The sequence below is a fragment of the Verrucomicrobiia bacterium genome (assembly GCA_019694135.1).
In the GTDB taxonomy this organism is placed as follows: domain Bacteria; phylum Verrucomicrobiota; class Verrucomicrobiia; order JADLBR01; family JAIBCM01; genus JAIBCM01.
The window spans coordinates 316895-342445 of record JAIBCM010000003.1; the positions used below are offsets into that span (position 1 = coordinate 316895).

Consider the following 25551-nt stretch of genomic DNA (forward strand, 5'->3'; position numbering starts at 1 on the left):
TTTACTTTTTGATGCCAAGAAAAGTCAGCACGTCGTCATAAAATCCGCTCTGATTCGAATAAAGCGCGTAATTTTTAGCGCTTTCAAACCAAGCTTTTGTCGAGGGTTTAATGGTTTTGACAGTCTCCAACAAATCTTTCGTGCTCAACGGCACCAAACGATTTTCTTTCATCGCGCGCGCTAAAGAGCGTTCAATTGCGACATCAAATACAGATTTCAAATCAGCTCCCGAAAAATCTTTCGTCTTTTTTGCGAGCGCTTTGGCATCCAAATCTTCAATCGGTTTTCCTTGGGCCAAGACCTCAATGATCGATTGGCGGGCGACTTCATCAGGCGGCGGTACAAATAAAATGCGATCGAAGCGACCCGGGCGACGAAACGCTGGATCAATATGCCAAGGTGCATTGGTCGCACCTAAAACGAGAACTCCTTCGTTGCTCGCTTGGCTTCCGTCCATTTCTGCTAGGAATTGGTTAATGAGGGTTTTGCCAGCGCTTCGTTTCAAATCGACTCGATCTGCTGCTAAAGCATCGACCTCATCAAAAAACAAAATCGTTGGCGCATGATCGCGTGCGAGTTCAAAGAGTTGATGCAAATTTTTTTCGCTATTGCCAATCCACATGTCCAAAATTTGATGAATCCCGATCGAAAGAAAATTAGCATGAATTTCACCAGCTGTGGCGCGACTAATCAAAGTCTTGCCACAACCCGGCGGTCCATAAAGCAAAACACCGCCTCCCGCCGTTTTGCCATAAGCTTTGAATAAGGCAGGATTTTTTAACGGATAAAGAATCTTCATCCGAATCTCTTCCTTTACCGTTTCCATGCCGCCCACATGAGAAAAATCAATTTTTGGTGTTTCCATTTCAGTAGGCAAATCGACTTCTTCTGTCTCGTCTTCTGCTGCAACCGATTGAGCAATTTTTGAGATAACTGGAGGAATCGCCTCTTCGTGAACCGACAAGGCCTTTTCCAATGCTTCATCCCGCAACTGGGCATTTAATTGACGGGCTTTTTTATAATATTCCCTGGCTACATCCTTTTGATTTTCCATCAAAAGCAATCGACTTAAAAAATGATGAAATTTCGCCTGGTTCGGATGCGACTGCACTAAAGATTCCATCCGAACAATTGCCTCCGAAATTTTGCCGCTCAAATGCATATAACGCGCTAATCCAAATTGTGCTTCCGCGCGATGAGAATCAAATTGCAAAAGCTTTTCAAAAGCTTGTTGAGCTTCGTCCAACTGCAGCTCTTCCAGTGCCGCCTCTCCTAAAACCAAAAGCAAAGGCGCATTATCTGGAGAAACCGACAATGCCTGTTTTAAATTTTCAATCCTATCCATGCCACTCAACACCTTAGCCCACTTTAATTCATAAAACAAATGGATTTAGAAATCTCAATTATTTACCACTCACTACTCCACCACCCATTTTTTCCCATGGGACAAAATTTGATGTCCCTCTTCCTTCAACTTCTTTTTCAAAAAAGGAATGCCACCTGGAAACTTTTCATTTAAAAACCTGCCCGTCTTCAAGGTGCGCCAATAAGGTGTAACCGACTGCCTTCCCTCATCCATGGCCTCTTTCGCCGCATGAGCTGCAATCCAAGCAAAAATGCCCGTTGTCACCGGACAACAAAGCGCGACACGATGTTGCTTTGCTAATTTCTGACGAATTTCATTAATGGTAATGAGCTTACCCTTAGGAACTCGCCTCATCACCGCATCCACTTCTTTAGGAGAAGGCACCACCATCCTGCCTTTTCCCCATCGTTTCTCTAGCTTTTGGGTTAAAGTAATAATTTTAGGGAGTTGCTTATTGCCCGTTAATTTTTCCTGCCAAGATTTTCGTTGATTTTTTCGCATAAGATTGAAATTAATTTTTAATTCTTTAGCATCTCGCAAGCTCTAACCCAGTAAAAAATTATGCTCCAAGAAATTGATAATTTGCAACAAACGGCCAGTGAAACCATTCAAAAAGCCAAAACTTCAGCCGACTTAGAAAATGCTCGTTTGACTTACTTATCTAAGAAAGGCGCTTTGCCTCAACTTTTAGAAAAACTAAAAACCGTTCCTGCCGATCAAAAACCTCTCATTGGCAAAAAACTCAACGAAGTCAAAACTCAACTCGAAACCCTATTTGCCAATCGCAAAGAAGAAATGGAATCCCAGACCAACCTGGGCGAACAAGACCTTACCTTACCCGGTCGCCCTTATCCCATGGGAAAACTTCATCCACTCACTCAAATTACCGATCAAGTTATCGCCATCTTTCGTCGCATGGGTTTTGCCCTTGCAGAAGGTCCCGATATCGAAACCGAATTTAACAATTTTGACGCTTTAAACACGCCTGCTGATCATCCCGCTCGTAATGAAAAAGACACCTTTTATATTAACCAACCGCCTCATCCTAAAGAAGGTCGTTATCTTCTTCGCACCCAAACTTCGCCCGTGCAAATTCGTGTCATGCAAAACCAAAAACCACCCCTGCGCATCATCTGCCCAGGCCGCTGCTATCGTCGCGACGAAATTGATGCCACGCACTCCACCAGCTTTCATCAAATTGAAGGTCTCGTCGTTAATGAAAATATATCTCTAGCAGACCTCAAAGGCACTTTAGAATTTTTCTTCAAAGAACTGCTCGGTCCCGAAACACGCATGCGACTTCGCCCACACTTTTTCCCTTTCACTGAACCCAGTTTTGAAGTCGATCTCAACCATCCCACACTCAATCCCAAAGGCAAAAAATGGCTAGAAATTGCCGGCTGCGGCATGGTCGATCCTAACGTCTTCCAATCCGTAGGCTACGATTCCGAACGCTACACCGGCTTTGCCTTTGGCATGGGCATCGAACGCATCGCTATGATCCTTCAAGGCGTCCCCGACCTACGACTCTACGAACAAAACGATTTGCGATTTTTGAATCAGTTTTGAAAAAATATTTCACAAGGCAGACTAAAATTAGTCTATTAAAATTTTAAAAATAAATGACCATAATTTGCATTTATGAATGATATACTAGTGTATTGCCTAACAAAAATTTTCTTGCTACCTTTTTATTATGGATCGGATTGTTATTGAACCAGATATTTGTAACGGCCAACCAACTATTCGTGGCACGCGCATTACCGTCCAAACTGTGCTAGGATTTTTGGCCTCGGGTGATTCGATTGAAGATGTTCTCGAAGAATATCCTTCTTTGACCAAAGAGGATGTTTTAGCTTGTATCGCACTTTCCTCAGATTTAATGAAACACCATTTTTCTTTACAGGAGGTCAATTGAAGGGAATTCTTCTTGATGAAAATATTCCTAAACAAATTACCTTTACTCCGACTCTACCCGTTTTTCACTCAACAGACTTGGGAGCTAGTCTATCAGACACAGTAATTTGGCAGCACGCCAAACATCATCAACTGGTCATTGTATCCAAAGACACTGATTTTTCTAATCGAATGATATTCTCCTTTCCTCCACCTTGGGTTGTTCACTTGCGCTTTAATAATATGAGAAAAAAAGAGTTTCATTCACTTCTTGCACGGCTATGGCCTCATATTGAAGCTCTCCTTCCCGACCACAAATTAATCAATGTTTTTGCTGACAAAATTGAAGCGATTAAGGATTAATAAGCCTCATAAATGACCCTCGAACTCATTAACACTGGTTCCGAACTGCTTTTGGGACAAATACTGAATACCCACCTACCCTACCTGGCGCAAAAATTGGCGGAATTGGGATTGTCGATTCAGCGGCAAACGACTGTGCCAGATGGGCGGCCGATTCGAGAGGCGATTGAAGAAAGTTTGGCGCGAGCAGAAATTATTTTGATTACAGGCGGTTTGGGGCCGACTTCAGATGATTTGACGCGGGATATTGTGGCAGAAATTGTTGGTCAAAAATTACTCATGCATCAACCCACGTTGGATGCGATTAAAAAACGTTATTCTGAACGAAAATTACCCTTACCCGATCTGGTCAAAACTCAGGCACGCGTGCCAGAAAAAGCGGAAGTATTTCCGAATGAAACGGGAACCGCGCCCGGTTTTTATTTACATTATCAAGAGAAACATCTTTTTATTTTGCCCGGCCCACCTTCTGAACTAAAGCCCATGTTTGAAAATTATGCGATTCCTCGATTAAAAAATCTCACTCCCCATGTTAGCAAACGTGAATGCGTCATTTTTCGAACCTTGGGCCTGAGCGAATCAGCTGTGCAGTTGCGTTTGGAAAATAAAATTCGCAAAATTGATCCCACCATCGAAATTGGCTATTGTGCGCGCCCTGGCGAAGTTGATTTTAGGTTAATTGGTGAGCCCAATTCCGAAACTTTCATACGAGCGAAAGCAGCTGCCCAAACAGAACTCGCCGATCACATTTATGCTTATAATCAAGAAAGTTTAGAGCAAGTTGTCATCACCCTTGCCACTCAGAAAAAAAAGCGAATTGCGGTAGCCGAATCGTGCACCGGCGGCTTAATCGCTCACCGATTGACTAATGTGCCAGGAAGTTCTGCATGTTTTTTAGGAGGTTGCGTGGTTTACGCGAACGAAGAAAAAGAACGTCAACTTAATGTGCCTAAAGAAATTTTAGAAAAATTTGGCGCTGTTAGCCCAGAAACGGCTGAAATTATGGCTGCCAACCTTTTGCAAATGACTCAAGCCGATTTTGTAGTCGTCACCACGGGCATCGCGGGCCCTACTGGAGGTAGCCCGGAAAAACCCGTTGGTCTTTGCTATTTTGGCTATCAATCCCGGACGGAAAAAAAGATTTTGAAAAAACTATTGGCCACCGAACGAGAAACCTTTAAATATATGGCATCCCAACAAGCGTTGGAGTTGTTGAGAAAAGGGTTAATGCAATTATAATAAGAAAGAAATTTTATGGCCAAAGCATCCGAAAAAAATGGCGCGAGCGAAAATAAAGTAATAGCCGCGCGCGATAAAAATCTTGATTTAGCACTTCAAGCCATTGCCAAACAATTTGGCGAAGGCTCCATCATGGTTTTAGGCGATACCGATACACGCATGAAAGTCGATACGATTCCAACCGGCTGCATCGTGATTGATAAAGCCTTAGGCGTGGGTGGATTGCCTCGCGGACGCATCATTGAAATTTATGGTCCTGAATCTTCCGGTAAAACCACGTTAACCCTCACCGTCGTTGCGGAAGCTCAAAAGGCTGGTGGCATTGCTGCTTTTATTGATGCGGAACACGCACTTGACACAGCGTATGCGCGAAGACTCGGAGTCAAAACCGATGAACTTCTTATTTCACAACCTGATTCGGGTGAGGAAGCGCTTACCATTGCAGAAACTTTATTAAAATCGAATGCGCTGGATGTTCTCGTGATCGATTCTGTAGCGGCGCTCGTGCCTAAATCAGAATTGGAAGGCTCCATTGGCGACGCGCAAATGGGCGCGCAAGCACGACTCATGAGTCAAGCCATGCGGAAATTAACTTCCGTAATTGCCAAAGCTAAAACCATCTGCATTTTTACCAATCAAATTCGCGATAAAATTGGCGTTATGTTTGGCAGCCCCGAAACAACGACTGGCGGTAAAGCATTAAAGTTTTATGCTTCGATGCGCCTGGACATTCGTCGCATTGGCCAAATTAAAGCCAATGACGGCTCCGTAGTTGGAAATCGTACCAAACTGAAAGTGGTCAAAAACAAAGTGGCCCCTCCTTTCACCGAAGCAGAATTCGATATTCTTTACAACGAAGGCATTTCTCGTGAAGGCGCACTCATTGATTATGCAATTGAAAAAGGTGTTATCGAAAAGCGCGGAGCATGGCTCTCCTATGGTGGCGAACAACTCGCTCAAGGTCGCGAAGCAGCGCGTGAAGAATTAAAAGGCAAACCTGAATTGCGCGATAAAATTTATCAAGAAGTCATGACCCAAAACAATGGCAAGAAAGCTTAAGTCATAGGGTTATTTGGTTGATTGTGTTTTTTCTTAAAAGAGCAAATCCGTCGTTTAACGACATTTTCCTTTCGTGTTTAAAACTATTTCATTAAGAAAATAGGGCAAAAATTGGATCTCCGGGTCAACTCCCCCCACCGATCTCGACCTAAACCTTCATTAAATCTTTTTCTTTCACTTCCAGTTGCTGATCCAACTTTGCAATGTATTGATCGGTCAATTTTTGTATTTCTTTTTCGCCTTGCTCCAGGTCGTCCTCGGAAATTTTTCCGTCCTTTTGCAATTTTTTTAAGGCGTCCAATCCCTCACGACGCTCATGACGAATCGCCACGCGCTGTTCTTCAGTCATTTTGCGAACTGCTTTCACTAACTCCTCACGTCGTTGCTGGGAAAGTTCAGGAAAAGGAATACGAATAATTTTACCATCGACTTGTGGAGTGATTCCTAAAGAAGAAGTTTCCAATGCCTTGCGAATCGGTTCTACTGTAGCAGCGTCCCACGGTTGAATCATCAATAAACGAGGTTCCGGAGTCGTTAACCCCGCTAACTCTCGCATCTTCAAAACAGTGCCCGGATAAGCTTCCACCGCTAAATTTTCCACTAGCGAAGGCGATGCTTTGCCCGTTCTTACTGTCGCAAGTTCTTGATGCAAAAAATTGACGGTCTTTTCCATCTGCTCTTCTGTTTGCAACAACACGTCGTCGACACTCATAATTAACCTCGAACTGATCGTCTGGCCTTTTGTTGAGCACGCGTGCGTTTGGAACGCAATTTGGTCTTATGCCGACGCAACTGAACCTCAAGCTTATCCACAACCAGATCAATCGCGCTATAAAGATCGTGACTATGCACTTCTGCATGCAAATCATTTCCTGGAACACCCACATGCACTTTGACCTGATACTGTTTGGCACCATGATTTTCGTCATGATACAAAACCACATGCGCGCCTAGAGCTTTTTCATCAAAACGATCCAAGCTTGCAATTTTTTCTTCTACATAATCGCGAATCGCACCCGTTAAGGTAATGTGTCGCACTGAATAATGAATTTTCATCGTTTTACTCCTGATTTTTATTCGCCCACCAATGTTCCAACCGACTCTCCCAAAAGAGCACGACGAATATTGCCAGACTTAAACATATCAAAAATGACAATAGGAATTTTATTGTCCATACACAAAGAAAAAGCAGCGGAATCCATCACTTTTAATCGCCGCTGCAAGGCTTCTTGATAACTAATATAACTAAAATGTTTTGCTTTAGGAAATTTTTTAGGATCTTTATCATAAACCCCGTTAACCTTTGTAGCTTTCAATAAAACATCGGCACCAATCTCAGAAGCGCGTAAAGCTGCAGTCGTATCAGTAGTAAAATAAGGATTGCCTGTGCCTGCAACAAAAATCACGACCCTACCTTTTTCCAAGTGACGCATCGCGCGACGCCGAATAAATGGCTCTGCCACATTTTTCATATCAATCGATGACATCACACGGGTTTGCACATTTTGCTTTTCCAAAGCGTCTTGCAAGGCCAAACCATTAATGACTGTTGCCAGCATGCCCATATAATCGCCCGCCACACGATCCATTCCAGCCTGTTCAGCCAATTGACCGCGCCAAATATTACCACCCCCAACCACAATAGCCATTTGCACTCCAACCTGACGCGCTTGTTTAATTTCCGCCGCCAACGCTTTGACAATGTCAGGGCAAATCGCCTCCACATCACTTTGAAGAGCTTCTCCGCTTAATTTCAATACCACGCGATGAATTTTTTTTACTCTCTTCCCCTTAACAGATGATTTCCTTGAATTCACGGGCGGCTATTCTGCAAGTTCTTTTGCAAGAAGGCAACGGGAAAAACTTTCTTTTCTTAAAATTCCACTTACCTTTAAGCCGATTTATGAAAATTTTTAGCGACTACCATACCCATCCTCAAGCCCATCAACTCCAACCTTATACTGAGGCTTTACTCCAACCTTGGGCAGAAACATGCCGAAAAAAAGGCATTACGGATATCGCATTTACGGATCACGATCGCTATCATCAAGCCGTAGATTTTAACGTTATCGAAACGGTTCGAGAAAAAAATCCTGATCTCAAAATCCGAGCTGGAATTGAATTAGACAACGACCCTGTCAACTCCGCAGCCGGAAGAAAATGGGTTGAAAAAAATTGGGATCGCTTAGATTTTGTTTTAGGTTCGGTTCATTTTCTTGATAACTGGGCTTTTGATCATGCTGGTCAGGAAAAAGAGTTTCAACGACGCAACATCGATGAAGTCTACGCTTACTATATTAAAAATTTGGATCACTTAATTAGTCAAGGCCACATCGATTGTCTAGCTCACCTTGACCTCATTAAAATCTTTAAGTTTTTCCCTACACAACCGTTCGATCAACTTTTTCGCCCGATTTTAGAACAAATAAAAAAAGCAAATTTAGCCATGGAAGTCAGCACGGCAGGCTGGCGAAAGCCGGTGAATATACCATATCCCGATCAAACCATTATTCGACTAGCACTTGAATTAAAAATTCCTTTCACCCTAGCTTCCGATGCCCATTCCCATTTTCAAATTGCGGAACATTACGATCGACTTGCTCAACTATTGACCGAACTGGGCATTCAAGAAATTGCCATTTACGAAAAACATCAACGTCAACTTATCACTCTATAATCTATGAAATCTGCTGTTCTCGAAGGCGTCAACCAACCTTTTCACATAAAATCTGTCGCTGAACCTCAACTACAATCCAACGAAACGCTCGTTCAACTCAAAACCGCTGCTCTTAATCATCGCGATCTTTGGATTCAAAAAGGTCAATATGCCAACTTGAAATTTCCAATTATTTTAGGATCCGATGGCGCTGGAATCGTCAAAGAATGTCGCACGGAAAACGCTTCATTATGGCTCAACCAAGAAGTCATTATTTGTCCCAGCCTGAACTGGGGAAAACATCCTCAAGCCCAATCCAGTATTTTTGAAATTCTTGGTTTGCCACGTAATGGCACATTTGCCGAATGGCTCACGATTCCTACAGACAATCTTTTCCTTAAACCACCCCATCTTTCTTGGGAAGAGGCTGCTGCTTTACCCTTAGCCGGTCTGACCGCTTATCGCGCTCTTTTTTCCCGTGCGCGTCTTCAATCACAGGAAAATATCTTAATCACCGGTGTCGGAGGTGGAGTTGCGTTATTTGCGCTTCAATTTGCTTTAGCAACCCATGCCAATGTCTATGTCACATCAGGGTCCGATCAAAAAATCCAGCGCGCCCTTCAACTCGGCGCAACACATGGTGTGAATTACCATCACGACAACTGGCATGAACAACTCCAACAAGAAATGGCGCGAGGCTTCGATGTTATTTTAGACAGCACAGGTGGCGCTTCATTTCTTCATTTAATCGATCTCCTTCGCCCGGGAGGACGACTTGTTTTCATGGGCGCCACTCAAGGCAACCCTCTCGAACTTCCTATGCGAAAAATTTTCTGGAAACAGCTATCTCTTTTCGGAACAACCATGGGCAACTTAGAAGAATTTGGCGAAATGCTCCATTTCGTAGCGGCACACCAAATCAAACCCATTCTTGACAGCACACATTCGTTAGATGAAATTAATAATGCCTTTCAACGAATGGAACGCAGTGAACAATTTGGAAAAATCGTTCTAAAAACAAATAAGTAGTTCAATGATATCAGCGACGCTTCTTTTTAACTTCTTCCACCGTTTGTTGTATTGATTCCTCTATAATAGTAGAACTAATGACATCCAAATCACGCTTCTTTTTCGAAGCGCCTGTAGTCAGCCAACTTTCAATGCGACGCTGAATACCGTCCTTATCCTGAGCAATTTTAGGGCGATAAATAAAAAGATAACGTTCTTCATAGCGTTCAGGTCGAGGTGCATTCCATTCAGGCAAATTCATAATCGTATGACGAACAATATTTTGTCCTGTTAATGCAACCATTTCTTTAGGCGCAAGACCTGCTCGAACAAAATCACGATAATTAGCAATTTTTAAAATATGCTGACTTGGCTGAGCTTTTGGCAAAATCTTCTCCAACTCTTCACATCCTAAAAAATCTTCTTTTTTAAGAGATTGAATCAATTTTGTTTTTGAAATAAAAAACCAATCTTTTCCTGTTGCTTCGACTTGCTGATTCCAACCGCAGAATTGTTCCGTAGCGCGCCATTCAACACGAGCTGGATCCCAATTTCCATCAGGAATCCAACCCCATCTTTCACCAATTCGCCGCCACCCTCCATACTCATAGCAAATATCAGCAAAAGGTTCTCGCCCTCGCCACAACCATCCCCAATCCGTATAAACCCATTGTCCTTGCTGATAAGGAACCCAGCTCTCTTCTTGATTTGACTTCGGGAAGTAAATCCAACCAATGGTTTCAACTTTTTCCCATTCCCCGTAAGGCGCTAAAATTTCTAAAAACTGATCAAAATCAATAACACCTCGTTCGGTATAAGGTTCCATAGCGCCTTGCGCTAAAAAACAAAATCCCAATATCACCCCACAAAAAAACGATCTCATTCGCTTTTTAAAATTCTATGAATACCCATTTTAAAATCTTCTGCTTCCAACCCCAATTCGTTCATCGCTTTCTCCGTATTACCCACGTTATCTTCCTCCAACATCTTCACTGCATCCACACTAATTGGCGATTTGGGCAAAATTTTTTCTGCAATGCCTGCCACGAAATAAGCCAATTCAAAAGGAGTCGCAACAATGAGCGGTTTCGAACACGTTATCCATTTCCACGGAATCAACACAGGATATAAACCGGGAAACGATTTTACCCAGGTTGGTTTGAGGCCTTTCGCCAAAGCTATTTCTATCAACAAATCTTTAAAAGCAATGGCCGTCGGACCACAAAGATCATAAACTTTTCCTATTGCGAATTCCCTTGTCAAAGCTCTCACAAAACAATGGGCCACGTTTTCAACCGCAATCGGTTGAAATAAATTTTTCCCTTCACCAAAACATGGCACACATCCCAACTGCAAAACATTCATCGGAAAACTCATCATTCGAACGAATATCTTAATGAATTCACTTTCCGATCCATAAATTAAAGAAGGACGAAAAATCGTCCAATCTAAACCGCTGGCACGCACCACTTCTTCCCCTGCCCATTTCGTCTGATGATAACAAGAAGCCGCATGCGGTCGTGTGCCCAAAGCGCTCATATGAATCAGGCGTTTCACACCAGAAGCTTGCATCGCTTTTACGACTTCACGTGTGGCTTCCACATGAGCAGTTCGAAAACGATTTTTCTTACTAGGCGCAATAATGCCGATCAAATGAATCACGGCTCTGATATCTTTCATGGCAGGCAACAAAGCATCTTTTTCCGACACATTCGCTTCAAAACAATCTACATCACGAAATTCAGGAAGTTTCTGCAACCTTTTTGCATTTCTCGAGACGACTCGGACGGAATGACCATGCTTTAACAGCTCCCTCACAACAAAACGCCCAACAAAACCGCTACCGCCTGTTATTAAGATCATAGACATTTTTAATTTAAACTTATTTTGCCAATTCTGCGCACTTTTTCAAATCCAGCTTCCCACTACCCAAAACTGGAATCGCTTCAACACGTTTCACCACTTTAGGAATCCATAAATTAGGCAAACCTTTTTCATGCATTTTTTTGATCAAATCCGCACCGGACAAATCCAATACACTCAACACCACCAACTCCTCACCTTTTTCCGCATGAGGTCTACCCACGACTGTAAAAATCGGGTGATCATGCTCCTTAGCGTGATAACACTCATTCAAATGTTGTTCTACCACTCCATGGGGAACCATTTCACCACCAATTTTAGAAAAGCGCGACAATCGACCTTCAATATAAAGAAAACCGTCTTCATCCATTCTCCCCAAATCTCCTGTTTTTAGCCATCCTTCTTGTAACACTTCATTCGTTCGCTTGGGATCATTCAAGTAACCCTTGAAAATATTAACCCCCTTAAACCAAATCATGCCCTTCTCAAATAAAGACATCGGCGCGTCCGTTTCAGGATGTCGAATCCGCACAGCGACACCTCCTACCATGGGTCCAACACTACCACGACGATTGCGAGTCTGCCCTAGAAACTGTTCCTTCCACATTTCCGACTCCACAAAATTCGTGCTAATGACCGGCGAAGTTTCCGTCAACCCGTAACCCTCTCGAACCGGCACATGAAACCGCTCTTCAAACTGTTCCGCTAACTCTACAGGCAATTTTTCAGCTCCCGTCAAAACAACTTTTACCGTTTTAAGCTGTTCTGGCTTTACCCGACGTAAATAACTTCTCAAAAAAGTTGGCGTGCTAATCGCCAATGTCACGCCATAATGCTCAATCACTTGGCCTAATTTCACCACCTCCAAAGGACTCACATATGTCACGACCTCTGGTCCAAAACAAAGTGGATACCAAAGTGTCACAGTAAATCCAAAAGAATGAAAAATAGGTAAACACCCGAGGAGTTTACTTTCTGACGTTAATTCCAAAATTTCTCCGACCTGCAACGCATTTCCCAATAAATTACGATGCGTCAATATCACCCCTTTCGGCTCACCCGAACTACCGCTCGTAAACAACAAAGCCGCCTCCCGATCTCCGCCCTCCGTAGGAAGTTTAAAAAATTTCATGACCCCCTTCCACCCCAAGCTCATGATAACCATCCAACGCCACAACACTCTCCCTCTTCCAATCTCTTTCAATACCGTCGACAAATCCCAACGTTGCACCGGCCAAGGAAAATCTTTCATCTTCTCCACCAATGCCTCAACTGTAAAAACGGAATTTAAATTCGCAATACGCATGGCCATTTCATTACTCGCCATACCCGCAGTAAAATTTAAATTTACTGGCACTTTACCTGCTAAAACAGTCGCCAAATTAATCAGCACAGCCCCCAAACCAGGCGGCAATACAATTCCAACTCTCGGTCCTGAAACATGACAGCGAATCCAACTCGCTAACGCCAAAGCCGATGCCAACAACAAACCGCCATTCAATTGACGACCTTGTTGAAAAGCATCAGTCACAACCGGCTTAAACTGTTTTCTTTTCAAACCGCGCACACACGCTTGTGCTAACGACTGCTGCAACACCTCACGATTCTCGTAAGCTTTCGCGCCTAATTCATAAAGCGCCTCTCGAACCTTCGCCACCGAAAAAATTTCTGCTGCAATCGCCTCTCCCATCTCTATTTCCTGTTCGGCAATCCAGACTGGAATCACCGAACATTTTGCTCGTTTTACCAATGGCTCTAGCCCTTCATGCAATCGCAATAAACCACTCCAATCAGTTAAAGCACCTTGAGGCGGCAAAGAAAGACTGCCTTGATCCAAATATTGAACAGCCTCTTCAAATCCCTTTTCACCAGTCGCAAACGTTTTTAATTTTTTCCTCCAAATCTCCGCCGTTAAAACAACCGTGCTTTCCGATAAAAAAGCGCGAATAGGCAATTTAAACGTTTGATGCAACCATAGTAAACGATCCGCTGTTACATGATTAGTAACAAAAATACAAGGAGCAGGAGATGATGAATCTTTCATTAACTCAAAACAACTTCGTCAGACAATTCGCAACAACAAAAAAACTCCAACTCCAAGACCACCCAAACTCAAAATCATCATCGGCACTTGAGGCATGGGTTTGCGAGTGCGTTGCCAAACATGAAAAAAACGGGAAAACAAAAGTAAACTAATAAAACAACCAATCCCAGTTGCCACAATCGCATTGCGACTCATCCAATAAAAACTAAAAAACAATATGAAACCACTAATTAAACCAGCAATCAAAGAAGCTTGCGATTTTACTTTGAGATAACCGTAAAGCCCTCCCAACGCGGTTAATATGCCAAAAATTAAAAAATAGTTTGCCGCAAAATTTTGCATACTCATGTCAACAGCTTAAATAGAAAATTCTTTAGGAAAAGTCTGAATTCATGAATTATTTCATTTTATTCTCTTAAATAATTCCAAAGTTTTAACCCGTTCCGCTGCATGGTCTACTAATGGAGCAGGATAATCTTTGATATTCTTTCCAGAAGCATGAATCTCTTCCGCAGATAACGAACCCAACTCTGGCACAAACTTCTTAATAAACTCTCCCTGCGGATCAAATTTTTGACTTTGGCTAATAGGAGAAAAAATGCGGAAATAAGGAGCAGCATCCGTTCCCGTGCTGGCGCTCCATTGCCAACCTCCATTATTAGCCGCCAACTCGCCGTCCATTAATTTTTTTAAAAAATATTTTTCGCCCCACTGCCAAGAAATATGCAAATCTTTAGTCAAAAACATCGCCACAATCATCCGCAAACGATTATGCATCCAACCCGTTGTATTAAGTTGTCGCATGGCCGCATCCACAATCGGATAACCCGTTTTACCATCGCACCACGCTTGAAAATGTTCCTGATTTTCAGACCATTTTAACTGATCATATTCCGATCGAAATGCGCCTTTGACCACATGAGGAAAATAATAAAGCACATGCACATAAAATTCACGCCAAATCAACTCCTTCAAAAAAACATCCATATTTCGACGCGCTGCGGAACCCACTTTTTTTTGCTCGTTCACCACTGACTCATAAACAGTCCTTGCGCTGATTGTGCCAAATCGTAAATGAGGCGAAAGATGAGATGTTGCATTTAAAGCGGGAAAATCTCTTTTTTCACTATAATGCGAAGCCCTTTTATCTAAAAATTGTCGCAACACTTCATGTGCTTCGCGCTCGCCCGATTTCGCAATCGCATAATCCAAAGAAAAATTAAGCTCTTTCAGCAAAGGCAAAGGCTGTGAAAAAAAAGATTTCAAACCCTCTCCTTGCCCCTGAAATCTGGCCCACACCTTAGGTCGAGGCAACGTTAACCATTTTTTAGAAAAAGGCGTAAAAACCGTATAAGGCTTATTTTGCTCGGTTTTCAAAGCGCCCGGTTCCTGCATTAAAAAATCAGGAAAAGTTTTTGTTTCAACTCCTTGCTCGTGACATGCCCGTTCAATTGCCGCATCCCGCGGCAAAGTATAAGGATCATATTTACGATTCCAATAAATCGCCGATGCTCCCACTTCCTTGGCTAACTTCACTAATTCCGTTAAAGAATCTCCTTTTCTCACAATCAAACGGGATCCCACCGCCTCTAAATTTTTTTGCAAAGAAACCAAAGCATCAAGCATAAATTGCACACTCGCTGCCCCAAATTCATCACGAGCTAAAACCTGTCGATCTAAACAAAAAACAGGGATCACCCGATCCGCTTCTTGCATCGCATGATAAAGCGAACTATTGTCTGACAAACGAAGATCACGCCGAAACCAATGGATAATGGTTTTCATTGCAAATACATATTAGTCACTCGCTCATATCCAATCGTTGTTTCTGGACCATGACCCGGAAACACTTTGACCTCGTCTGGCAAACTCAAAAGCTTTTCACGAATGCCTGACAACAAAATTTCTTGCGATCCTCCGGGTAAATCCCATCGCCCCACACCGCCGCGAAACAAAACATCGCCACCAAACAAAACTTGATTTTTCGGCTCATAAAAACAAACACTCCCCGGCGAATGTCCTGGCACATGCAAAACAGAAAATTCATACTGGCCCGCGTTAATTTTTTCTCCTTCTTGCCAATAATGATCCGCTTTAAGCGTCTCAAACTTTTCCTCGATTCCAAAACGTTTCCAAAGATCGGGCTCCAAAAACATCGACTCATCCGCACGATGATAACCCACACGACATTGCGTCAACCTCTGCACCTGAGCGCCATCCCAGTTATGATCAAAATGACCATGAGTAAAAAACAGCCAATCCACTTTCCATTGCCGATCCTTCACTACCTGCACGATTCCCTGCGGAGCATCGATCAACACCGCTGCTTCTGGCAAATAATAGGCATTGGTTTCTAATAAACCTCCCGTATAAACTTCAACTTGCATAAATTACAATAAAGAATCTATTAAAAGTATGAAAGTCAAACGTGCACTTCTTTCCGTTTCCGACAAAACCGACCTTTTGCCGCTCGCCCAAACGCTCGTCCAACACAATATCGAACTCATCGCCACAGACGGAACCGCTCAATATCTAAAAAAAGAAAACATCCCTGTCATCGAAATCACCACTCTTACCGGCTTTCCTGAAATGTTAGATGGACGAGTCAAAACCCTGCATCCACAAATTCACGCCGCCCTCCTTTTTCAACGCGACAATCCCACTCACCAACAACAAACTCAACAACACAACATCCTTCCCATCGACTTGATCATCGTCAATCTTTACCCCTTCGAAAAAATTATCCATAACACCCCAGAAAACGTAAAACAAGCTATTGAAAATATTGATATCGGTGGAGTCGCACTTTTACGAAGCGCAGCAAAAAACTTCCAACACGTCACCGCAATTTGCAATCCGCAAGATTACCTTACCCTTACCGCCCAACTCAAAACTCATGGCAACACCACTTTGGAATACCGAAAAAATCTCGCACAAAAAGTTTTTCAACACACAAGCGCTTACGACGCCCTAATCGCTAATTATTTAACCCCCAATCCCGCCTCACCTCCAGACCAACTGCATCTGGCCCTATCTCAAACCTGCTCCTTACGCTATGGCGAAAATCCTCATCAAAAAGCCGCTTTTTACGGAAAATTTCCTTTTCAACAACTTCATGGCAAAGAACTTTCCTACAACAACCTGCTCGATACCCATGCAGCCCTTCAACTCATTCACGAATTTACCGAACCCACTGCCGCCATCCTGAAACACACCAACCCTTGCGGCGTTGGCAGCGCTCATCAACTCATCGACGCTTGGGACAAAGCCTATGCCACAGATCCCTTTTCTCCTTTCGGCGGCATTCTCATTTTCAATCGCACCATCACGCGCGATCTCGCTCAAAAAATACACACCATCTTTTGCGAAATCTTACTAGCACACCATTTTGAACCCGAAGCGCTTGACCTATTAAAAGAAAAGAAAAACCTACGCATCCTCCAATTTTCATCTTTCCCAACTATTCCTTGGGAAATTAAATCAACTTTGGGCGGTCTCTTGCTTCAACAACCCGACAATCAATTGCTGCCCGCAGAAAAAGGGCAAGTCGTCACACGTCGTCAACCCACCGAAGAAGAATGGCAAGCATTACACTTTGGGTGGCGCGTCGTAAAACACGTCAAATCCAATGCCATCGTCTACACCAACACCGACCGCACCCTAGGCATTGGCGCTGGCCAAATGTCACGCATCGACGCCTCGCAAATTGCCATACAAAAAGCACATGATGCTGGCTTAAGCTTAAAAAATAGTATCATTGCTTCCGACGCATTCTTCCCTTTTGCCGATGGCGTCCTAGCCGCCGCCAAAGCCGGTGCCACCGCTGTCATCCAACCTGGCGGCAGCCTACGCGACAAAGAAGTTATCGAAGCTTGCAATCATCATAACCTCGCCATGATTCTTACTAGCGAAAGACATTTTCGACATTAATTGATCAGCCTTCTGTTTTCAGCAATCAGCTTTTAGTATTAATAGTGCTTACCGATTCCCTTTGCGAATTGGCTTAAAATCCACTATATTGAAATAATGTCCCGGGCTTCTCACAATACCATTTGCTCTTTTTGCGGCAAAAATCATGCCGAAGTCAGGCGTTTAATTGCAGGACCTGGAGTCTACATTTGCGATAGCTGCATTCACGTTTGCAAAAATATTTTGGACAAAGAATTAAGTGAAGAAACGGTTTCTTCCACACCATCACTACATATTCCCAAGCCCATCGAAATTAAAGAACAACTGGATCATTACGTAATCGGTCAAGAAATGGCAAAACGTGTGCTTTCTGTAGCGGTTCACAACCATTATAAACGCATCTTTTTTTCGCAAAATCAAAGTTCTCCTTTTCTAGCGCATCACGAAGTGGAAATTGAAAAAAGCAATATTCTGTTAATTGGCCCGACAGGCTCGGGCAAAACTTTACTGGCAAAAACTTTGGCAAAAATTTTGGATGTGCCTTTTTGTATTGCCGATGCCACAGCTATTACGGAAGCTGGCTATGTAGGTGAAGATGTGGAGACGATTGTTTTAAGACTCCTACAAAATGCTAATTACGATGTGAAAAGGGCTGAGATCGGCATCGTTTATATTGATGAAATTGATAAAATTGGTCGTAAAACAGAAAATGTTTCCATCACCCGCGATGTTTCTGGAGAGGGTGTGCAACAAGGATTATTAAAAATTCTTGAAGGCACGATTTGCAACGTTCCACCTCAAGGCGGTCGCAAACATCCTCATCAAGAATATATTCAGGTAAACACGGAAAATATTTTGTTCATTTGTGGTGGCGCATTTGTAGGGTTAGATAAAATGGTTAACCGTCGTCTTGGCGCTAAAGTGTTAGGTTACCACTCACCCGATACCCAATCTGCTTTTTCCTCAGAACTTTCTTTATTACAACAAGTCGAACCTGAAGATTTAATCACTTTCGGTTTAATTCCTGAATTTATTGGCCGTCTTCCTGTCACAGCGGTGTTGGACGAATTGGTCGAAGCAGAACTGGTTCGCATTATGACCGAAACTAAAAATGCTCTCGTCAAACAGTTTACTAAGCTTTTTGCGATGGAAGAGGTAAAATTAACGATCGAAAAAGAAGCGCTTGCAAGTATGGCACAACAAGCTTTGAAGAAAGGCACAGGCGCGCGAGCATTACGCTCGATTTTTGAGCATCTCATGCTAGATGCCATGTTTGAAATTCCCTCCTCACATCGAGAGGTTATGGAAATTGTCATCACGCGTGCTGCGGTGGAAGGCAAAGCTAAACCCAAACTGCATTATCGTCCAGAACGAGAAGCAGCAGCTTAATAAAATTAATTTTTTTTCTGTAGCTGAGCAACGAGTCCTTCTAATTCTTTGACTCGTTTTAATAGTTCCGGCAAACGCCGCATTGCTGCTTCAATTCGTTGCTCTTCACGAATCGGTTGTGCATGATAACCTGAAACAATTGATTTGGCCGGCACATCCTTGGAAACCCCAGCTTGTGCCGTTACCACAGCCCCATCGCCAATATGAATATGCCCCACCATTCCTACTTGTCCGGCAACAATCACTTGCTGTCCCAATGTTGTGCTGCCCGAAATGCCAGCCTGTGCCACAATAATCGTATGCTTACCCACAACCACGTTGTGAGCGATTTGAACCAAGTTATCAATTTTCACCCCTTCTTGAATCCAAGTCTTACCAAAACGCGCGCGATCAATTGTGGTATTCGCTCCGATCTCTACCCGATTATCAATTTGAACTATCCCCACTTGCGGAATCTTTTCTGCACCACCTTGTGAAAGATCAAAACCAAATCCATCCGCACCAATTACAGCTCCGCTGTGAATCACTACTTCGTCACCAACTTGACAACGCTCCAAAATCGTAACATTTGGATGAATCAAACTATTTTTCCCAATTTTTACCTCGCGCCCAAGATAAACATTCGCGCCGATTACTGTTCCCTCACCAATTTCCACATTCTCTTCAATCACAGCACCAGCTTGAATTGTCACACTCGCTGCAAGTTTAGCTTCAGGAGAAATGATAGCTTGCGGATGAAGTTCTGCCTTGGGCTTGGGTCGGAGCGGAAAGTATAAGGCACAAATTTTAGCAAAAGCTTTCGACGGATTTTCCACTCGCAAAAGCGAAACCTGATCATTGGGACAAGGTTCTTTAAGACCTAACAAAATAGCGCCTGCACGGGATTTTTGTGCGCTGCGTTTATATTTAGGATTGGCCAAAAAAGAAAGTTGATCGGGCATCGCATCGTCCAATCCTCCCACACCTGTTATCAAACGAGCGCCATCACCTTCCAGAGTCGCTTCAACCAGTTTTGCCAGTTCTAAAACTGTATTTTGCACAACAAACTACTGGTCTTTCTTCTCGCCACTATTCGAGGAAGAAGAAGGCTTATTCGCATTCAAAATTTTAATAATCGAATCCGTAAAATCCATACTATCGGATGAATAAACGATAATAGGAGCTGCAGCCATCGATTGGGCAGTCTTATCGAACACTAATGTGTAACCATTTTTCGAAGCATAATCCTGTACCACTTTAGTAATTTCTTTTACAATTCCATCACGCAAACGCATCATCGTGGTTTGAATTTCGTTTTGTCGTTCATTATTAAATTGCGTGATTTCTTTTTCGCGCAATTGCAATTCTTTCGCTTTTTCCATAGTAGCTTTACGTTTCGCTTCCTGCACGGATTCGGCTAAAGCCGGATTTTGCGCATCATCTTTTAATTTATCATATTCATCGGCTAGTTTTTGATAATCGGTCATCTTTAACTGGCGCTCTTTTTTGTAAGACGCTTCCAATTCGCTAACACGGGCTTTAGATTCTGCTGTTTTATAATAAGCATCAAATGCGCGATTTAAATCAACCATTCCCACTTTCATTTGAGCCTGACTCAAAGAAGTGATCATTCCTAATCCTATTATTGCCAATAATATTTTTTTCATCATCTTTTTAACCTATTTTATTAACCTATTTGATCTATTAGAATTGATAGCCGACGTTAAAGTGAAATTGAGGTCCATCATCGTTATACTTGTCGGTAACCAGCGGCATACCTAAATCTAAACGTAATGGGCCAATGGGCAAATTTAAGCGTAACCCGACACCTGCGCCAACATTAAAATTATTAGGTGAAAAATCGAATGCTGCCTTATTGACAAAACCTGCATCCACAAAAACAGCTCCTCGAACTCGACTGAAAATGGGGAAAGTTAATTCCACCGTTCCATAAGCCATGGTCTTGCCACCCACTGGTGTTCCTTCAAAATCTTTTTCATCATCAATCTTATCTTTTAAATCGTCTTTTTCATCATTTAGATCGTCTTCTTCCTCTTCAGAAAGATTGTCCTTGTCTAGCTCACGATTAATTTCATCAATACGATCTCGCTCATCATCTAAGCCGGGGAAATTGTCCGGTTCATATTTAGGCCCCACATCACGAAACTTAAACCCACGAATGCTGTTCGAGCCTCCAGCAAACAGTCGATCAAAAATAGGCACGTCATCCCCACCAAAACTATCCACTACCGCAACATTGCCTTGCAAACTTAAAATCATATCCAAAGGCAAACTGAAATATTGTTCTGCTTCAAACCCAATTTTATAAAGTTCGACATCGCCTCCGGCAGCAACTTCTAATGAACCGTCAATGCGATGACCCTTACGCGTTAGAAAAACGCTATCACGCGTGTCATGCGTTAAACCAAACTCAATCGCATTACGAATGCGCGAACCGTTTTCTGGCTCCAAAAACAGTGGCGCATCACCTTTGACATCTAAATTAATACTTTCGATCTTATAAATCGCTCGCGCCGTGAGAAAATCGTTAAGAGCTTTGGCAAATTTAAAATGACCGCCAACCCGTTGCTCATCGTAATACGAACTAAAATAACTGGCGTTACGATAAAAAAGATCGACCCCAAAAGAAAGCCGTTGATTCATAAACCACGGTTCCACAAAAGAGATAGTAAAATCCTGCCGTTTATCACCATATTGCAAACGCGTCCTAAATTTTTGACCGCCACCAATAAACGAAGGCCAATTCGCAATATCAAAATTCCCCTGACTAAATTCAGCAAAACCAATAAAGCTATCAATCGAACTATAACCTGCACCAAAAGTAAACGACCCCGTGCGCTCTTCTTCCACCGTAACCACCATATTCTTGCGGCTTGGGATTGCTGTTTCTTGCGGACTAATATCCACTTTCGAAAAATAATTTAAATTTTCCAAACGCTTCTTGCTCGCATCCACGCGCACACTATTATAAACATCACCGGGCGCAACAGCTAATTCGCGTCGAATTACCTTATCTTTCGTCTTGTTGTTACCCTGAATAATAATGCGCTCCACAAACCCTTGAGGTCCTTCGGTGATATTATAGGCTAAATCCATGCGCCCCGATTCAATACTCGGACGTCGCGTCGGCACAACTTCGGCATCAATGTAACCTTGCTCTCCGTAAAGATCGCGAACTGCTTTCAAATCCGTTTCTAAACCGAGAGGCGAATAAACAGAGCCCTCTAACATGCTCATACGATTGCGAATTTTTTCTTTGGAATAAACCACATAACCTTCCAACGTAACAGAACCCACTTTGTAAGGAGTGCCTTCAGAAACTTTAATCACCGCATCCACATCTTCATCTCCTACACGACGAAATTCCACGCCTTGAATTTCCATATCGATATAACCTTGATTTTGATAAAACTGTTTCAACGCAATCAAATCATCCTGAAATTGCTCTTCCTTCACCACCCCTGTTCCTGTTAGCCAAGATAACAATCCACGTTTTTTAGTTTTGAATTCTTTTCTCAAACGCGAAGCGGGAAAGGAATCATTCCCAACAAATTGAATGCCATGCAAATATTGTCGTCCACTTTCACTGATGTTAAACGTCACGGAACAACGCCCTGTCTCCTCCGAAGTTTCGACCTGATAAGTTACCTGCGCATCTTTAAAACCCTTTTTTTGATAATAAGCCTGCATCGCCATCGCATCCTTAGCCACCTGTTGCTCATTGAGTACTTCGCCTGCTTTGGTTTTGACTTCTTTTAATAACCGTCCCTCAGGCACTTCCGACCACCCCACCAAAGTAACCTGGCGCACTAAAGGTTTGGGTTGAACAATGACAATAATTTTCACGCCATCGGCCAATGGCTCATCATAAACACGTAAATTCACAAAAAGGCCCGTCTCATAAAGATTGTGCACATCTTCTTCAATAGCCGCTTGACTATAAGGCTGACCCACCGTCGTCCGCATATTCGATAAAATCACTGCCTTACTAACCGATTTAGGCCCAGCATATTCAATCTCAATCTCCTTAATTGGCGGTCCGAATACCTCTTCATCCGATTGAGAAGGAGGATAAACCACTTCATCCCCAGTCGATTCCGAAGACGTTGCAGCATCAGAAGCCGCAGCGTCCACATCAGCATCATCCAACACTGGCTCCGGCAAGGAAGACTCTTCTGGTAAATCCGTCGGAGAAGAAGCTGAACTGTCCTCTATTTCATCAATCGTAGCAGGCGGACGATTAGTCGACTCTTGGCCATAAACTCCAAAAGGGGTAATACCCCCCAAAAACAGCAATCCTACAATCATTAGCCAAGAAATCTTCGGTAACCTCATAATTGGAAAGTTGGTTTCATAAGTGGTTATGGGCTACACTGCAAGGATTTTCTCTATTTTAGACAGGGTAAAGTTCAGTGCCCGGTGAGTCGGCTCGTCGAGAAAAATCACATTCCAGGTTCCATGACATCTTTTTTGCGAACACGACTTTCAAATCGCGTCAACGCTTTCAAGAAAGTTAAATCAATTTTTTGAGTCGGCCCATTTCGATGCTTCTGAATATCAAGACAAGCCTCACCTTCCAATCCATTGCCTCCGACCTCATCACTATCACGATACAACTCGGGTCGATACAACAATCCGACAATATCCGCATCCTGCTCAATCGCACCCGACTCCCTCAAATCGGACAATCTGGGCTGTCCCCCTCCCCGTTTTTCCGGCTCACGATTCAACTGACACAAAACCACTACCGGAATTTTCAACTCTTTAGCAATCGCCTTAATGCCACCAGAAATTTCTGCCACATCGGCCTGACGCGAATCATTGCGACGAATACCACCCGCCTGAATCAACTGCAAATAATCAATAATAATCAGATCAACATCGTAACGCTTTTTGAGTCGACGCGCCTTCGTGCGAAGTTGCTGCAGAGAAATCCCCGCCGTCTCATCTAAATACAACTTAGCATTTTGAATCTCACTCGCCGCATGAGCAATTCGTTTAAATTCTGTGTCAGAAATAAACCCATCACGAATCGTTTTTTGATTCACCCGAGCACGCGAAGCCAGCATACGAAGCAAAAGCTGCTCACTCGACATTTCCAAAGAAAAAATGCCAACCGCCTTGCCACCTTCCAAAGTTGCATGCTCCGCAATATTTAACGCAAACGAAGTTTTACCCACACCAGGACGCGCTGCAAAAACAATCATATCCCCACCATGCAAACCGCCCGTTAACGAATCCAAATCATAAAAACCCGTAGGCACCCCGATCACCTTGCCTTTGTTCGTGCTCATATGCTCGATGAGCTTCAAAACCGGCATTACTAAATCCTTAGCAGGTTGAGTGTCCCTAGCAGTAGAATCTTCCGAAATCTTAAAAAAAGCTGCCTGCGCCTGATCCAAAACCGGTCCGGGATCATCTGGAGCCTCTTGCACCGCTTGCACCAATTCCGCACACGAACAAACCACCTGACGCAATAAAAATTTGCTTCGAACCAAATTAATATAACTAAAAATATTCGCCGGCGTCGGCACATCCGCCACCAACTGCGCCAAATAACCATCTCCACCAATCTCGTCCAAAAGCCCCCGATTCTTTAACCGCTCCCGCAACAACATCAAATCCAATGGCTCATTCGCATCCACCATCTCCTGCATCGCGCGAAACATCGCCTGATGCCGAGGATCATAAAACGCCTCCTCCACCAAACGCTCCAACGCTTCATCCGTTGCCTCCTTGGGCGAAAGCAACATCGAACCTAAAACCCCCCGCTCCGCTTCTAAACTATAAGGAACCGGCCATTTATCCGCATTAAGCGTCGCCCCATTCATCTCAGGCCGCAATTTTACACTTCGCTCTCTAAAAACCGCTTCCACCATCCCTCTTCTTTAACTCAGCCACCCAGAAGGGCAAATGAAATTTTAACTTTCCTTAAGAAATTTTTTCACACGCTTTTTTCTCGCTAAAATTAGCTTGGATTAACGAACTCTTTAGAAAACTCCAGCAGTCAATAGTCAGAAATCAACTCAGGGCAACATTTATAATATTGTCATCCTAAGACTCAATCTAAGCTACCCATCCTCCATTTCCCTGTTATCCTCTGGCTAGCTCTACAACTGTCCGAAGTTCTTTAATTATCTTTTATATAGCTAAGAAAAAACCTCTTGCCATTCCCGACTCGATCGGGAATCCATTCTTTATTCCCCCGGATCCTCAGGTCAAGCCTGAGGATGATAGGAAACCAGAGGTCGAAGGTGATGAAAGGCTTGATAATTGTTTTTAAGCTTTTGCTTAACTCCTTAATTCTCTGTGCGATATGTAGCCAAGAACAACTATTAGAGGATTGGTTGAGCGAGCAATTTATTTTGAAGAAAGGTTATGTGCAACAAACGCTTAACAATACCACAAATAATGTTGCTGAATTTAACTGGCAATTGCCATCAATGGATATTAACTTTGATAAGATTCAAGATTTTAATTTGGCAGTGGCATTAGGACACGCAAGAAGCAATGAAAAACCAATGCATGTTAAAGTTAAAGTAGAGGTTTTATCTGGTAAAACGATTGAGGTAAAAATGACCGGAATATTAACTGACCTTTATGATTTTTCTTATGGGGCTTTCCCTTCATATTGGTCGACATTAGCTGCTCGCACTCAATCAGGTTATAATACTTTAGGTGAAGCTGGCCGAGTCTATAAATCTGAAATTCAACTAGTTGATTCTCTTTGGCCAAGAGAATTTAATTTTAAATAATCTT

At 43.0% G+C, this 25551-nt stretch carries 25 protein-coding genes; 10 read left to right on the forward strand and 15 right to left on the reverse strand.

What is annotated here, in order from left to right; all coding sequences use genetic code 11:
- Position 1 precedes the first annotated feature (1 nt).
- Complete coding sequence (locus K1X66_06100; GenBank protein MBX7157939.1) at positions 2–1345, reverse strand: AAA family ATPase; 1344 nt, start codon at positions 1343–1345, stop codon at positions 2–4.
- Between the two features lie 72 nt (positions 1346–1417).
- A complete protein-coding gene (locus K1X66_06105; GenBank protein ID MBX7157940.1) occupies positions 1418–1867 on the reverse strand; it encodes an MGMT family protein in 450 nt (149 codons plus the stop codon).
- A gap of 60 nt (positions 1868–1927) precedes the next feature.
- On the opposite strand from K1X66_06105, the gene pheS reads away from it, so the two are divergent.
- The 5 genes from pheS to recA all read left to right on the forward strand — a co-directional run bounded on the left by pheS (position 1928) and on the right by recA (position 5923).
- The gene (pheS, locus tag K1X66_06110; protein MBX7157941.1) at positions 1928–2935 is read left to right on the forward strand and encodes a phenylalanine--tRNA ligase subunit alpha; all 1008 of its coding nucleotides are present in this window, start codon (positions 1928–1930) and stop codon (positions 2933–2935) included.
- 127 nt (positions 2936–3062) lie between these two features.
- Positions 3063–3284 carry a DUF433 domain-containing protein gene (locus K1X66_06115; protein ID MBX7157942.1) on the forward strand — a complete coding sequence of 74 codons (222 nt, stop codon included), beginning with the start codon at positions 3063–3065 and terminating at the stop codon, positions 3282–3284.
- Complete coding sequence (locus K1X66_06120; protein MBX7157943.1) at positions 3281–3625, forward strand: DUF5615 family PIN-like protein; 345 nt, start codon at positions 3281–3283, stop codon at positions 3623–3625. Before K1X66_06115 ends, K1X66_06120 begins: the two co-directional genes overlap by 4 nt.
- Before the next feature lie 12 nt (positions 3626–3637).
- Positions 3638–4864, forward strand: coding sequence for a competence/damage-inducible protein A (locus tag K1X66_06125; GenBank protein ID MBX7157944.1), 1227 nt, complete (start codon positions 3638–3640; stop codon positions 4862–4864).
- 15 nt (positions 4865–4879) lie between these two features.
- The gene (recA, locus tag K1X66_06130) at positions 4880–5923 is read left to right on the forward strand and encodes a recombinase RecA (GenBank protein ID MBX7157945.1); all 1044 of its coding nucleotides are present in this window, start codon (positions 4880–4882) and stop codon (positions 5921–5923) included.
- A 148-nt stretch (positions 5924–6071) separates the two neighbouring features.
- On the opposite strand, the gene frr is transcribed toward recA, so the two are convergent.
- From frr to pyrH, 3 genes are read right to left on the reverse strand one after another with little or no spacing between them, the layout of a single operon-like run.
- Positions 6072–6635, reverse strand: a complete 564-nt coding sequence (frr, locus tag K1X66_06135) for a ribosome recycling factor (protein MBX7157946.1) — start codon at positions 6633–6635, stop codon at positions 6072–6074.
- Positions 6636–6637: 2 nt separating this feature from the next.
- Positions 6638–6979, reverse strand: coding sequence for a ribosome-associated translation inhibitor RaiA (raiA, locus tag K1X66_06140; GenBank protein MBX7157947.1), 342 nt, complete (start codon positions 6977–6979; stop codon positions 6638–6640).
- A 17-nt stretch (positions 6980–6996) separates the two neighbouring features.
- A complete protein-coding gene (pyrH, locus tag K1X66_06145; GenBank protein ID MBX7157948.1) occupies positions 6997–7740 on the reverse strand; it encodes a UMP kinase in 744 nt (247 codons plus the stop codon).
- 86 nt (positions 7741–7826) lie between these two features.
- On the opposite strand from pyrH, the gene K1X66_06150 reads away from it, so the two are divergent.
- Both K1X66_06150 and K1X66_06155 read left to right on the forward strand, forming a co-directional pair.
- A complete protein-coding gene (locus tag K1X66_06150; protein MBX7157949.1) occupies positions 7827–8600 on the forward strand; it encodes a histidinol-phosphatase HisJ family protein in 774 nt (257 codons plus the stop codon).
- Between the two features lie 3 nt (positions 8601–8603).
- Positions 8604–9608 carry a zinc-binding dehydrogenase gene (locus tag K1X66_06155; GenBank protein MBX7157950.1) on the forward strand — a complete coding sequence of 335 codons (1005 nt, stop codon included), beginning with the start codon at positions 8604–8606 and terminating at the stop codon, positions 9606–9608.
- 10 nt (positions 9609–9618) lie between these two features.
- Here the strand turns inward: K1X66_06155 and K1X66_06160 are convergent, their stop codons facing one another.
- The 6 genes from K1X66_06160 to K1X66_06185 are packed head-to-tail and all read right to left on the reverse strand — an operon-like array spanning position 9619 to position 15881.
- Positions 9619–10470: a hypothetical protein gene (locus K1X66_06160; GenBank protein MBX7157951.1), complete on the reverse strand. Its 852-nt coding sequence runs from the start codon at positions 10468–10470 to the stop codon at positions 9619–9621.
- Positions 10467–11450, reverse strand: coding sequence for a complex I NDUFA9 subunit family protein (locus K1X66_06165; protein ID MBX7157952.1), 984 nt, complete (start codon positions 11448–11450; stop codon positions 10467–10469). Before K1X66_06165 ends, K1X66_06160 begins: the two co-directional genes overlap by 4 nt.
- 19 nt (positions 11451–11469) lie before the next feature.
- Positions 11470–13494 (reverse strand): AMP-binding protein, encoded by a 2025-nt coding sequence (locus K1X66_06170; GenBank protein MBX7157953.1) that lies wholly within the window; start codon positions 13492–13494, stop codon positions 11470–11472.
- A gap of 18 nt (positions 13495–13512) precedes the next feature.
- Positions 13513–13842 (reverse strand): TMEM14 family protein, encoded by a 330-nt coding sequence (locus K1X66_06175; protein ID MBX7157954.1) that lies wholly within the window; start codon positions 13840–13842, stop codon positions 13513–13515.
- Positions 13843–13896: 54 nt separating this feature from the next.
- Positions 13897–15279: a DNA photolyase family protein gene (locus tag K1X66_06180; protein ID MBX7157955.1), complete on the reverse strand. Its 1383-nt coding sequence runs from the start codon at positions 15277–15279 to the stop codon at positions 13897–13899.
- Positions 15276–15881 carry an MBL fold metallo-hydrolase gene (locus K1X66_06185; protein MBX7157956.1) on the reverse strand — a complete coding sequence of 202 codons (606 nt, stop codon included), beginning with the start codon at positions 15879–15881 and terminating at the stop codon, positions 15276–15278. The genes K1X66_06180 and K1X66_06185 overlap by 4 nt, the downstream gene beginning before the upstream one ends.
- 28 nt (positions 15882–15909) lie before the next feature.
- On the opposite strand from K1X66_06185, the gene purH reads away from it, so the two are divergent.
- Entirely contained in the window at positions 15910–17424 is a 1515-nt protein-coding gene (purH, locus tag K1X66_06190; GenBank protein ID MBX7157957.1) for a bifunctional phosphoribosylaminoimidazolecarboxamide formyltransferase/IMP cyclohydrolase, read from the forward strand.
- A 96-nt stretch (positions 17425–17520) separates the two neighbouring features.
- Positions 17521–18792 (forward strand): ATP-dependent Clp protease ATP-binding subunit ClpX, encoded by a 1272-nt coding sequence (gene clpX, locus K1X66_06195; GenBank protein ID MBX7157958.1) that lies wholly within the window; start codon positions 17521–17523, stop codon positions 18790–18792.
- 5 nt (positions 18793–18797) lie between these two features.
- Here the strand turns inward: clpX and lpxD are convergent, their stop codons facing one another.
- From lpxD to dnaB, 4 genes are all read right to left on the reverse strand, one after another.
- Positions 18798–19832, reverse strand: a complete 1035-nt coding sequence (gene lpxD, locus K1X66_06200) for a UDP-3-O-(3-hydroxymyristoyl)glucosamine N-acyltransferase (protein MBX7157959.1) — start codon at positions 19830–19832, stop codon at positions 18798–18800.
- Between the two features lie 6 nt (positions 19833–19838).
- Entirely contained in the window at positions 19839–20441 is a 603-nt protein-coding gene (locus K1X66_06205; GenBank protein ID MBX7157960.1) for an OmpH family outer membrane protein, read from the reverse strand.
- 34 nt (positions 20442–20475) lie between these two features.
- The gene (bamA, locus tag K1X66_06210; GenBank protein ID MBX7157961.1) at positions 20476–23127 is read right to left on the reverse strand and encodes an outer membrane protein assembly factor BamA; all 2652 of its coding nucleotides are present in this window, start codon (positions 23125–23127) and stop codon (positions 20476–20478) included.
- A gap of 107 nt (positions 23128–23234) precedes the next feature.
- Complete coding sequence (dnaB, locus tag K1X66_06215; GenBank protein MBX7157962.1) at positions 23235–24671, reverse strand: replicative DNA helicase; 1437 nt, start codon at positions 24669–24671, stop codon at positions 23235–23237.
- Between the two features lie 375 nt (positions 24672–25046).
- Here dnaB and K1X66_06220 point away from each other — a divergent pair, with 375 nt between their 5' ends.
- A complete protein-coding gene (locus tag K1X66_06220) occupies positions 25047–25547 on the forward strand; it encodes a hypothetical protein (GenBank protein ID MBX7157963.1) in 501 nt (166 codons plus the stop codon).
- The last annotated feature ends 4 nt before the right edge of the window (positions 25548–25551 follow it).